This is a genomic window from Pseudomonas ceruminis (genome assembly GCF_021602025.1).
Lineage (GTDB): Bacteria > Pseudomonadota > Gammaproteobacteria > Pseudomonadales > Pseudomonadaceae > Aquipseudomonas > Aquipseudomonas ceruminis.
This window is the reverse complement of the sequence record NZ_BQHW01000024.1, coordinates 1-11190: the sequence shown is the minus strand read 5'-3', so window position 1 is coordinate 11190 and position 11190 is coordinate 1. Positions and strand designations below refer to the sequence as shown.

The 11190-nt window shown below is 54.1% G+C and carries 10 protein-coding genes and 1 pseudogene; 7 read left to right on the top strand and 4 right to left on the bottom strand.

Annotated elements, in window-relative coordinates; all coding sequences use genetic code 11:
* Nucleotides 1–19 precede the first annotated feature (19 nt).
* From L6D80_RS23040 to astE, 7 genes are all read left to right on the top strand, one after another.
* Nucleotides 20–373 (top strand): RidA family protein, encoded by a 354-nt coding sequence (locus tag L6D80_RS23040; protein WP_176516018.1) that lies wholly within the window; start codon nt 20–22, stop codon nt 371–373.
* A 97-nt stretch (nt 374–470) separates the two neighbouring features.
* A complete protein-coding gene (locus L6D80_RS23035; RefSeq protein ID WP_176516020.1) occupies nt 471–1301 on the top strand; it encodes an ABC transporter ATP-binding protein in 831 nt (276 codons plus the stop codon).
* A gap of 176 nt (nt 1302–1477) precedes the next feature.
* A complete protein-coding gene (locus L6D80_RS23030; RefSeq protein WP_176516022.1) occupies nt 1478–2710 on the top strand; it encodes an aspartate aminotransferase family protein in 1233 nt (410 codons plus the stop codon).
* Nucleotides 2704–3741 carry an arginine/ornithine succinyltransferase subunit alpha gene (gene aruF, locus L6D80_RS23025; protein WP_176516024.1) on the top strand — a complete coding sequence of 346 codons (1038 nt, stop codon included), beginning with the start codon at nt 2704–2706 and terminating at the stop codon, nt 3739–3741. Before L6D80_RS23030 ends, aruF begins: the two co-directional genes overlap by 7 nt.
* A complete protein-coding gene (gene astA / locus L6D80_RS23020) occupies nt 3738–4760 on the top strand; it encodes an arginine N-succinyltransferase (RefSeq protein WP_176516027.1) in 1023 nt (340 codons plus the stop codon). The genes aruF and astA overlap by 4 nt, the downstream gene beginning before the upstream one ends.
* A 14-nt stretch (nt 4761–4774) precedes the next feature.
* Complete coding sequence (astD, locus tag L6D80_RS23015; protein WP_176516029.1) at nt 4775–6238, top strand: succinylglutamate-semialdehyde dehydrogenase; 1464 nt, start codon at nt 4775–4777, stop codon at nt 6236–6238.
* A gap of 168 nt (nt 6239–6406) precedes the next feature.
* Complete coding sequence (astE, locus tag L6D80_RS23010; protein ID WP_176516031.1) at nt 6407–7411, top strand: succinylglutamate desuccinylase; 1005 nt, start codon at nt 6407–6409, stop codon at nt 7409–7411.
* 105 nt (nt 7412–7516) lie between these two features.
* Here astE and L6D80_RS23005 read toward each other — a convergent pair.
* The 4 genes and pseudogenes from L6D80_RS23005 to L6D80_RS22990 all read right to left on the bottom strand — a co-directional run.
* Nucleotides 7517–7636: pseudogene (locus L6D80_RS23005) on the bottom strand (glutaminase); the annotation flags it as partial.
* Between the two features lie 333 nt (nt 7637–7969).
* Entirely contained in the window at nt 7970–8770 is an 801-nt protein-coding gene (gene istB / locus L6D80_RS23000; RefSeq protein WP_064328547.1) for an IS21-like element helper ATPase IstB, read from the bottom strand.
* The gene (istA, locus tag L6D80_RS22995) at nt 8763–10262 is read right to left on the bottom strand and encodes an IS21 family transposase (RefSeq protein WP_166525001.1); all 1500 of its coding nucleotides are present in this window, start codon (nt 10260–10262) and stop codon (nt 8763–8765) included. Before istA ends, istB begins: the two co-directional genes overlap by 8 nt.
* A 116-nt stretch (nt 10263–10378) precedes the next feature.
* Nucleotides 10379–10897 (bottom strand): hypothetical protein, encoded by a 519-nt coding sequence (locus L6D80_RS22990; protein WP_173891255.1) that lies wholly within the window; start codon nt 10895–10897, stop codon nt 10379–10381.
* Between the last annotated feature and the right edge of the window lie 293 nt (nt 10898–11190).

The window sequence follows — 11190 nt, the reverse complement described above, 5'->3', positions numbered from 1 at the left end:
GGAGGAACTCAAAGTGACAATGATTGAACGTATTGATAGTAACGCCCGCCTGAGTCGTGCCGTGGTGCACAACGGAACGGTATACCTGGCCGGTATCACTGCCTCTGATTGCTCTCAGGATATTGAAGGCCAGACTCGGCAGGTCTTGGCGACTATTCAGGATCGCTTGCTCCAGGCTGGTAGTGATAAAGCGAATGCTCTCTCTGTGCAGATATGGTTGGCGAACATTGTGCGGGACTTTGATGCAATGAACGCTATTTGGGCCGAATGGCTCGGGACTGATGGTCGGCCAGCCCGCGCAACTTGCCAGGTCGCATTCGACGATCCAGATCTACTGATCGAAGTCATTGTAACGGCAGCTGTAAGTAATTAATTTCTCCTAGCCTTATAACTTTTCCAAGGCCTTCATTTATAGCCTGATCGGCGCCTGATAGAAGTCACGGGCGCGGAGATAATAGAAAGGGTAATTTATGTCCATACCTTCAGAAGCTGCGACCCACAAGGATGACGGGCGGAAAGTAGAAAATATCAAAAGCCCGGTGGCCGCAAAACTCATTATCTCCGGACTGTGCAAGCATTATGGCGAGCATCAGGTATTGCGAGGGGTCTCCCTCAATGCTGTCAAAGGAGACGTTATCTCGCTCATCGGCGCTAGTGGCTCGGGTAAAAGCACGCTCCTTAGGTGTGTAAATTTTCTGGAGCAGCCAGATGCCGGTCGGATTCAGTTAGATGATTACTGCCTAGATATCGGTACGGGCAACCATCCTAATATGCCCAAAGCTAAAGAACTGGAAAAATTGCGTTCTCGGCTAGGTATGGTTTTCCAGCATTTCAACCTCTGGAACCACATGACTGTCCTGGACAACGTCTGCCTCGGCCCCCAGAAGGTCTTAGGCATAAGCCGCCAGGAAGCTGTCGCCCGCGCTGAGAGGTATCTTGAGAAAGTGGGCCTGCCAGCCAGAACGGCACAGCAATATCCATCCTTCCTATCAGGAGGCCAGCAGCAGAGGGTTGCTATTGCTCGGGCCTTGGCAATGGAGCCCGAAGTCCTTCTGTTCGACGAGCCAACCTCAGCGCTGGACCCAGAGCTTGTCGGAGAGGTACTGAAGGTCATCAAATCACTCGCCGAGGAAGGACGAACCATGTTGATGGTTACGCATGAAATGGAGTTTGCTCGTCAGGTTTCCAGCAAAGTTGTCTTCTTGCATCAGGGACTAATCGAAGAGGAAGGCGGGCCGTCTATTCTGGACCAACCAAAGAGCGAGCGACTTAAAAAGTTCCTATCTAACTGCCTAAAATAACTCCTTGGACCATAGACCGATAAGTAGCTGATTCAAGCAGGCTGCTAGTTCTGTTAGCAATGGCAACTGCAAGATGTAGTGCCAGTATTCATAAATGCATGGCTGCACACGCAGCGTTTAAATATTTGGTCGCTACAAGATAGCTACCCAAGTTTGGCTTATGCCTGGAAAAAGTCATGACTAATGTCACTGAATACGTGCGTCGCGCCGATTTTGATAACTATTTAGTTCCCAGCTACTCTCCCGCTTCATATATTCCTGTAACAGGTATCGGCGCTCGGGTATGGGATCAGCAAGGCGTAGAGCGAATCGATTTTGCAGGCGGTATAGCAGTCAATGCACTAGGGCACACTCATCCTGTTTTGGTGAACGCGCTCAAGGAGCAAGCGGACAAGCTCTGGCATGTTTCTAACGCGCTTACCAACGAGCCTGCGCTAAAGCTTGCAAAGGCACTGGTTGGAGCGACATTCGCAGATCGAGTGTTCTTTGCCAACTCCGGCGCAGAGGCAAACGAAGCTGCCCTCAAGCTCGCGAGGCGTTATGCGCACGATCTGTATGGCCCCGAGAAATTCGAAATCATCTCGATGGTAAACAGCTTCCATGGCCGAACGCTGTTTACCGTCAACGTCGGTGGCCAACCTAAGTACTCCGATGGGTTCGGACCCAAAATCAAGGGCATTACCCATGTCCAGTTCAACGACCTGGACGCGCTGAAGGCGGCCATTTCCGAGAGGACTTGCGCAGTCATCATTGAGCCCATCCAGGGTGAGAGCGGTGTCGTTCCCGCTAGCAAAGATTACCTCCAAGGCGTACGTAAGCTATGTGATACCAATAATGCACTGCTGATATTCGATGAAGTCCAAAGCGGCTTCGGACGTACAGGTCATCTCTATGCCTATCAGGCCTATGGGGTGACGCCGGATATACTTACCAGTGCCAAGGGCTTGGGCGGTGGATTCCCGATTGGTGCAATGCTGACCACTGCTGCCATCGCCTCCCATCTCAGTCCAGGTACCCACGGAACAACATACGGCGGTAACCCTCTCGGGTGCGCGGTGTCCCTCGCGGCACTGGGTGTCATCAACACTGACGAAGTATTGTCCGGTGTGATCCTCAAGCATCTGCGGTTCAAAGGTCGACTGGAGAAAATCGGCCAACGCTACGGAATATTCGACCAGGTGCGAGGCGTAGGACTGCTCATCGGTGCAGTGCTCTCCGAACCATGGAAGGGACGAGCGAAGGAGGTGCTTACGGCTGCGGCAGAGCACGGTGTGATGGTGTTGCAGGCAGGCCCGGATGTGGTTCGTTTCACACCGAGCTTGGTGATTACCGATGAGGAAATCGATGAAGGTCTGGATCGGTTAGAGGCCACAGTGGCAGCTCTGACCAAGGATTCAGCAGCATGTTAGTTGTGAGACCAGCAGCGCTTGCGGATTTGCCTCAGATTTGTGGCTTGGCAGATCAGAGCCATGTGGGGGTGACCTCTCTACCTACTGATACGGCAAAGCTGCGCGAGAAAATCATCGCTTCAATGACATCGTTGGAGGCTGATGTCGTTTTTCATGGCGAAGAAAGCTATTTCTTCGTGCTGGAGGACAGTGACACAGGTCGATTACATGGTTGTGCTGGGATCGTAGCCTCGGCTGGCTTCTCTGAACCGTTTTACAGCTACCGAAATGATTCCTTTGTGCATGCTTCTCGCGAATTCGGCATTCACAGCAAGGCCCACGTCCTGTCGCTGTGTCACGACCTTACTGGCTACACGTTACTGACTAGCTTCTATATCGAGCCTGGTTTGAGGAATAGCGCAGTAGGAGAAGGGTTTCTGCGCGCTCGGCTAATGTTTGTGGCCAACCATCCTGCACGTTTTGCCAGCCATGTTGTTGCCGAGCTTATTGGGCATAGCGACGAAGCAGGTGAGGCACCTTTCTGGAATGCTATCGGGCGCCATTTCTTCGATGTGAGCTACGACGAAGCAGAGCGCCTATGCAGCTTACATAGTCGCACCTTTATTGCCGAGTTGATGCCATCATACCCCGTATATGTCTCGCTACTCCCGGACGATGCCCAAGAGGTAATGGGTGCTGTACACCCTCAGGCAGCCCTCAGCCATGACGTGCTTCTACGTGAAGGATTTGAAAGCGACAGGTACATCGACATCTTCGACGGTGGACCCACTCTCAAAGCGGATTTAGCGTCCATCCAGACTGTCGCACATAGTCACCTGGCGACTGTAGCCATCAGCGAGCAACCCTCAGGCACTTCAAGCTATTTGATTAGCAACCTTGGCCTTGGAGGCTTCCGGGCCATCACTGTGCAAGTTGAATGGGTGCCAGACGCCCCAATAGTTTTATCCCCAGAGGCTGCTCTCGCACTCGCCGTGTCTGAGGGTTCCTCGGTGCGCGTCGTTCCGCTCTGGAGCACTGGAGTACAACCATGATTGTTCGTCCCGTTCGTGAATCTGACCTTCCAGCACTACTCAGTTTGGCGAAGAGCACAGGCTCAGGACTCACAACGTTGCCCGCAAACGAAGTGCGCCTGGGGCATCGAGTAAATTGGGCAATAAAGACGTTTCGCGGCGAAGCAGAACCTGCGGACGCAGACTACCTATTCGTGATGGAAGGGGACGGCGGAGAAGTCGTTGGCATCTGCGCGATTGCTGCGGCAATTGGCATGCGTGAGCCCTGGTACAGCTATCGGGTGGGGATGACCGTCAGCGCCTCTCAAGAGTTGGGTATCCACAAACGCAATCCCACATTATTTTTGGCCAATGATCTCTCTGGGCATTCCGAGCTTTGCTCGCTATTCCTGCACGCCGATCACCGAGTTGGATTGAATGGCCGCTTGCTTTCCAAAGCGCGATTCCTGTTCTTGGCCGAGTTCAGCGAACTCTTTGGCGAAAAGATAATTGCCGAAATGCGAGGTGTATCCGATAAGGATGGTCGTTCGCCTTTTTGGGAAAATCTCGGGCGTCGCTTTTTCCAGATGGAATTTGATCGCGCGGATTACCTCACAGGGCTTGGCAATAAGGCCTTCATTGCCGAGCTTATGCCCCGCTTTCCTGTTTACACCTGCTTCCTTTCAGAAGAGGCGCGTAGTGTGATCGGCAGGGTACACCCGAACACTGAGCCAGCGCTCGCGATGTTGAAAAAGGAAGGTTTCAGCTACCAAGGTTATGTCGACATTTTCGATGGAGGCGCGACTATCGAAGCGACAACGCAGTCTATTCGTGCTGTCGCAGATAGCCAGGTTCTGGTCCTCGCGGTTGGTACCCCTGGCGACCAGACTGAACCATTTCTTATTCACAACCGCCAATGTGAGAAGGCTCGCATTACTGCGGCGCCAGCCCGTGTGGCCGCTGGATCACTCATCGTAAATCAACAAACTGCTGATCGCCTTCAACTCAAACCAGGCGCTTCGGTCCGCGCAGTTCCCCTTAATCCTCCCAAGCGCAGTTGAGAGAAGACCAGACTATGAACACTCATTTCATTGCCGGGCAGTGGTTAGCCGGAGCGGGCGAAGAGCTAATTTCCCTTGATCCTGTTAATCAAGCCACCGTGTGGCAAGGTAAATCAGCATCTCAGGATCAAGTTGCCGATGCAGTCAGCGCAGCTCGTGTGGCATTCCCATCATGGGCGAGGCAGCCATTTGAGGTCCGAGTAAGCCTGCTCGAGAAATTCGCAAGCATCCTTGCCGAGCGCTCGGATCAACTCGCCTTTGCTATTGGTGAGGAAACCGGAAAGCCCCTATGGGAAGCGAAAACCGAAGTGACCAGTATGGTCAATAAGATAGCTATTTCGGTGCAGGCTTACAGGGAACGTACCGGTGAAAAGTCAGGCAAGCTCGCAGACGCTTCAGCGGTATTAAGGCACAAGCCACATGGTGTGGTTGCCGTGTTCGGCCCCTATAACTTCCCTGGTCACCTCCCCAACGGCCACATCGTTCCAGCACTGCTGGCAGGCAATACCGTGGTTTTCAAACCCAGCGAATTGACCCCCAAGGTTGCCGAGCTGACGGTTCTGGCATGGCAAGACGCAGGCCTGCCAGCAGGTGTGCTCAACCTGGTTCAGGGCGGTCGAGACACGGGAATTGCTCTGGCCGCAAACGACGGGATCGACGGGCTATTTTTCACCGGTTCGAGTGGTACGGGCAACCTGTTGCACCGCCAGTACGCCGGTCAGCCGCAGAAGATTCTTGCCCTGGAGATGGGGGGCAACAACCCGCTCATCGTCGATCACGTACAAGATGTTGAGGCTGCGGTTTACACAATCGTACAGTCGGCATTTATTTCGGCAGGCCAACGCTGCACCTGTGCGCGCCGTCTGTTGGTACCTGTTGGTGCTTGGGGAGATACACTGCTGGATCGCCTTGTGTCGGTCAGCTCTCAACTCTTGGTAGGTCGATTTGATGCGGAGCCGTCCCCCTTCATGGGTGCGGTTGTATCGTTGAATGTCGCGCAGAATCTGCTGAAAGCTCAATCCGACCTGTTGGCCAACGGCGCGCGTGCTTTACTCCCGATGAGCCAATTGCAAGTTGGCTCTGCACTGCTATCGCCGGGTATTTTGGATGTCACAGACGTGACTAATCGCGTGGACGAAGAGTTGTTCGGCCCGCTGCTCCAAGTGGTGCGATATGAGGACTTTGATGCTGCAATTGCGGAGGCTAACCGAACTCGCTATGGCCTAGCCGTAGGGCTGCTTTCGGACGCTCGTACACAGTTTGAGCGTCTGTTGCTGGAAAGTCGCGCCGGAGTTGTGAACTGGAACAAGCCTCTAACTGGCGCTGCAAGCAGTGCCCCATTCGGAGGTATTGGTGCCTCCGGCAACCATCGCGCGAGCGCTTACTACGCCGCTGATTACTGCTCCTATCCCGTTGCCTCGCTGGAAAGCGAGCGTCTTGGTCTGCCTGAACACCTCACCCCTGGAGTAACCCTATGATGCCCGCCTTCGAGAAAAACTTCGATGCTCTTGTCGGCCCGCCCCACAACCATGGTGGGCTGTCATTAGACTTTGAACGCGCCTGAAACACGGCTTTATTCCCCCGGTTCACGTAACCGTTTTAGGCGGCAATGTGCCAATACCAGCCATTGCCGAGGAGAGGTGCGAGTGGAAACGCTTGGAAACCTGCTGGAGCTAACGCTGGCTGATGATACGCCCACCGAAGTCACACAGCAGACCTCGGATGGAACTGAGCTGAGATGGTTGGGTGAAGGCATCCTTGAAATAACCCCACCAAAGGGCAGAGACCACAACCTTGATCTACTCTTATCTGCCGGTCTTCATGGAAACGAGACTGCGCCAATTGAGCTTTTGGACCGTTTGGTAAAGTCAATTACTTGCGGTGAGTTGAGAGCCAGAAACCGAGTGTTAGTAATGTTCGGAAATCCCGAGGCAATGCGCCAGGGTGTTCGGTTTGTAGGAGAAGATGTTAATCGCCTATTTACCGCTGGTGACACATCGAGCCAAAGCTCGGAGGCGCGGCGTGCAAAGCTATTGAAAAGCACCGCAGAGGCTTTCTTTACAAACAATACGCGATCCAAGCTTCACTACGATCTGCACACGGCTATTCGCGGCTCAAAGATAGAGCAGTTCGCACTCTATCCTTGGTCAAGAGGCAGGACCCCGTCCACGCTGGAGCTACGCAGACTCAGCCGCTGTGGAATCGAGGCTGTCCTGCTTCAGCGCAAGGTCGGAGTCACCTTCAGCTCATATACATACAACTCTCTAGGAGCGGAATCCTTGACCATAGAGTTGGGCAAGGCTCGACCTTTTGGCCAGAATCAAAGCTTGGACCTTTCAACGATAGAAAGCGTAATACGCTCGCTGGTAGACGGTACTTATTGCGATGTACCGGACGCTGCCCAGCCTCTGAAGGTATTTGAGGTCTCTAGGGAGATCATCAAGCTGAGCGACCAGTTCAAGCTTAACCTAGCGGACTCAGTGCAGAACTTCACCCACCTGCCCATTGGCTACGTACTGGCGGAAGACGCTGATGGCGAAAGATGGGTCATCGATGAAGAAAACGCACATATCATTTTCCCGAATCCAAATGTCAAAAATGGGCTGAGGGCTGGACTCATAATTATCCCCCAGGCCGATAAAGAGCGCTGAGGCATCCAGAGGATGCACTTCGGGTAGCTGAGCTGTAATCCGGCTAGTAAGGCGATGAACACATTGCTCTCAGACAATATCCCCAGATGACAATCATGGCGCGACGACTGCAATATCCAGCTGGTTCGCTGGCACGTCAGCCAGCGTAGGTATGTAGTCAGCCGCTTTGCCCTTGCCAATCAAGGGACGCACTCCGTCGAAAGTCTCGTTCAACAGCGTTTGCATGTAAGGCCCTGTTATCAGCCCAAAGACGACGGCTCGGGGTAGCATTCTTGACGAATCTTGACAGACAGAGATCACACCTGCGAATGAAAAGCCGGGGGAGATCACCTTGGAGCAAGCCTAGGAACGTAGATGAACCATACCTCCGGCAGGTAATAGCTTGGTAGCTAGGATGCTCAGACTGTCGGCGCTGATTGAAAATTGACCCACCCTGCCGATTGAAAAATGACCCAGGGCTGCTTGCCGATTTAGACCCCGGCAATTGTGGATAAGCCTAGCAGTCGACAGCGTCGTAAAAGTGCTGACCCTGCACTCAGCAAGGCCAGCCCAAAGAGGTCAAAACGGGTCGTCCTCCGCCTCCTCGATATCCTGTCGCCTGCGCTCCCTCGCCTGGATCTTGGTCTTGGCCACTAAGGTGCTGTTTTGCAGGCGGTACGATTCATTCCCCGTCTCGACGATGTGGCAGTGGTGGGTCAATCGGTCGAGCAAGGCCGTGGTCATCTTGGCGTCGCCAAATACGCTCGACCATTCGGCGAAGCTGAGGTTGGTGGTGATGATCACACTGGTGTGCTCGTAAAGCTTAGAGAGCAAGTGGAACAGCAAGGCCCCGCCGCTCTGGCTGAAAGGTAGGTAGCCAAGCTCATCAAGGATTACCAGATCTGCACGCAGTAGTCCTCGGGCGATACGCCCTGTCTTGCCCTCGTGCTTCTCACGCTCCAGCAGGTTGACCAGATCGACCGTGGAGTGGAAGCGTACACGCTTGTTGTGTTGGGTGATGCCGGCCACCGCCAGGGCGGTGGCGAGGTGCGTTTTACCGGTGCCAGGGCCGCCGATGAACACCACATTTTGAGCTGTGTCGGTGAAGGTCAGAGTGGACAGTTCCTTGATCAGCCGGGCATCAGCGCTGGATACACCGAAGTCGAAGCCAGCCAGATCGCGGTGCATGGGCAGTTTCGCCATATTCATCTGATGATGTACCGAGCGCACTGCCCGGTCGGCGTGTTCCTGATCGAGGAGATGCTCGATCAGCCATTTCGATGAGGCGGTGGTGGATTCACCTTGTGCGGCCAGATCTGCCCAGGCAGTGGCCATGCCGTGCAGGCGTAAGTCTTTGAGTTCCTCTGTAAGATCACGCATTGCGCACCTCCTCATCTGTGCTGCGCAACCGGTCATAGCGCGCGGTATTGGCGATAGGGGTAACTTTCAGTTGCAGGTTGGTTTCGACCGAGGGTGGTGCTTCACGGGCGGTCAGACGGGCCACGATATTGAGGATGTGGTCAGCGCTCAGGCTGCCAGATTCCAAAACCAGCTCAACCGCTACGAGGACAGCATCCAGGCCAGCGACGGGCACGGCGGCCAAGACCTGGGTCATGACCCGATCACCCTGTAGATGCCGCCGCAGCTCGCGCCTGAGCAGGCGTAGTGGCTTGGGTAGGTCGGCAAACGGGGCACCATTGCGTAGGGCTCCCGGTTTACGCTCAATGAGGGGGATATAGTGTTGCCAGTCGTAGCTGACCTGATCGCGATCAAACAGGCGCTCGTGGCTGGCAATCACACCATCATCGGCAATCACGACGATTCGCGAGGGATAGAGCCGACTGCTGACCCACTGGCCAACACGCTCACAGGGTACTGAATAGCGGTTGCGGGCCACGTTGATCAGACAGGTGCTGGAAACGCGAACCGTGCGCTCTACATAACCGTCGAAAGGCGTCGGCATCGGCATCATTTCGACGCGCTCCAGTTCTAAGACTTCTGCAACGGTGAGGCCGTTGTACTGCGGATGGATCAGCTCGTGCCACAGAGCCCGACAGCGCTGGGCAAGCCAGGCATTCAACTCTTCGAAGCTATGGAAAGTATTGTCGCAGGCAGACAGCCAGATGCGGCGCCGACTATCTTGGACATTCTTTTCGACGATACCTTTTTCCCAGCCGGACGCTACGTTGCAGAAGTCCGGGTCGAACAGGTAGTGCGAGCACATCACCATGAAGCGAGCGTTGACCGTGCGGCCTTTACCCTTGGAGACCTTGTCGACCGCCGTTTTCATGTTGTCGTAGATGCCGCGACGCGGCACGCCGCCCATGGCGGCGAATGAGCGGGTATGGGCATCGAACAGCATTTCATGCCCTTGGCTGGGATAGGCCACTAGCCAGAAGGCTCGGCTGGCACATAGCTTCATGTGCGCGACCTGGACACGTCGGAAAACACCGCCAATCAGCAGGCCTTCCTCGCTCCAATCGAACTGGAAGGCCTCGCCCAATGCGAACGCCAACGGCACAAATGCCCGTACCGCCTTGCCTTGCTCTCCGCGCCAATGACGAACGAAGGCAGTGAGCTGGCTGTAGCCGCCGTCATAGCCTTCAGCGCGGATCATGGCCAGCAGCGCCTTGGCACTGCGACGATGTTGCTTGGCCCTCAAGGCATCAGCCCGCAGCGCCTGCTCCAACATCTCGTGAAAGGGACTGAGCTTGTTGAACACGGCTCGACGCTGATAAACCGGCTGCTTGGACTCCGACGCTCTGACCCATTTTCGGATGGTGTTGCGCGACAGGCCGGTGCGCTTGGCTATCTCATGCAACGACAGCTTGTCGCGGAAATACATCCGCCGAATTTTGCCCATCATTTCCATGCTGATCACCCTGTGTTCTCCTGCTCAAAAATTGAGCAGGTACAGTGGAACACCTGGGTCAGTTTTCAGTCAGCACAATGGGCGAAACTGGGTCAGTTTTCGGTCAGCGGCAACACTCAGACAAGCTCTGATCGGCGAGCCCTGTAATTAAACTCACTGTCGATTTTGAATGCCTCAAGGAGGTAATCCACCGAGCCGGAGAGTCTTGACTCTTCAAAAAACTCAAGATCAGTAAAGCTCACAGCGACCGCCAAACGCATTTGTTCTTCGCTTAAACTGTTGGGGTCGAATGGCCAGATCTGTAACCGAATAATGTCAGTATGATGATTTCGAATTTCATTGGGTAATAGTGTCGGCAAATTTAGACTCCGCCAACTACTCAATTCAATGCCGAAGGTTGCCTGGGGAAGATCCCCCAATAAGGTATGATCACAAAGGTAGCTATCCGCAACCCTCCGGAGTCCATCAGGACAAAAGCCCTTCACGTATACGTCAGCTAGCCTAGGCGAAGAAATAATACTACGAAGCATAAACAGAGGCGATCGATCTCTCACCTTCCACAGCTTGTTGAGTCTGTCCACTGCGATTTTAACCGCATCCTGGTGATTTGCAAGAATCAACTGGGGGGCTTGCATACTTGCTCCTGATGGCGGATTACGAACTGGCTACTGCCTGATTAGAAATAAGTTCATTTACGTAAAGTATTACTTTTTCAAACTGTTGATCTGTAGTCATATCTATTGGGCGCTGCCCATCCAAGCAATTAATGCTTTCAAAGGCCCAACAAAAGCCAGCGTCTGGGGATGCTCCGATCAACTTGTCGTGCAGCCGCGGCAAGTTGCAATTTTCCAGGCACCTACAGCGTCATTGGACGAAAAGTGACCGAAAAATCATGTACGGAGAGCTTTTTCGACCGGTTCTCCGTGTT